This window comes from Amycolatopsis sp. SID8362 (genome assembly GCF_010550475.1).
Lineage (GTDB): Bacteria > Actinomycetota > Actinomycetes > Mycobacteriales > Pseudonocardiaceae > Amycolatopsis > Amycolatopsis eburnea.
On record NZ_JAAGNB010000293.1, the window covers coordinates 1 to 867 of the forward strand.

The 867-nt window shown below is 54.4% G+C and carries 1 rRNA gene; it reads right to left on the bottom strand.

Annotation, left to right across the window (positions count from 1 at the left end):
* Nucleotides 1–625, bottom strand: a 23S ribosomal RNA gene (locus tag G3I65_RS09190); the annotation flags it as partial.
* Nucleotides 626–867: the final 242 nt, after the last annotated feature.

Below are 867 nucleotides of genomic sequence, written 5' to 3' on the forward strand. Positions count from 1 at the left end.
AAGGCTCTGACGGCTTGTAGGCACACGGTTTCAGGTACTCTTTCACTCCCCTCCCGGGGTACTTTTCATCTTTCCCTCACGGTACTCGTCCGCTATCGGTCTTCAGGAAGTATTTAGGCTTACCGGGTGGTCCCGGCAGATTCACAGCAAATTCCACGAGCTCGCTGCTACTCGGGAACACCACCAAGGTCCTTGAAACTGGTTTTCGCGTACGGGGCTCTCACCCACTCCGGCCCGCCATCCCAAGCGGTTCCACTAACCAGCACAACAACCCGAAGAAATGTCAGTCTCTTCAAGGTGGGTCCCACAACACCGCACACACAACGCCTGACAGCTTGACATATGCACGGTTTAGCCTCTTCCGCTTTCGCTCGCCACTACTCACGGAATCACGGTTGTTTTCTCTTCCTACGGGTACTGAGATGTTTCACTTCCCCGCGTTCCCTCCACACACCCTATATATTCAGGTGCGGGTAACACCACATCACTGGTGCTGGGTTTCCCCATTCGGAAATCCTCGGATCACAGCTCGGTTGACAGCTCCCCGAGGCTTATCGCAGCCTCCTACGTCCTTCATCGGCTCCTGAAGCCAAGACATCCACCATGTGCCCTTAACAACTTGACCACAAAGATGCTCGCATCCACTCTACAGTTCTCAAACACCACACCAGAAACAAACAGCGTTCCTGAGGCTATGCTCTAGCCCCAAGGCGTGTTGCCTCAGGACCCAACAGTGTGCTTCATGAACAACATGCCCTCCAGGCGCCGGCTCCACTTTCCACGCGGACAAGTCCGCAGTACTCATCGAGGCATTGCCAACCAGAGCAAGCCATAACCAGTAGTTCCACAATTCCTTGAGCAACCATC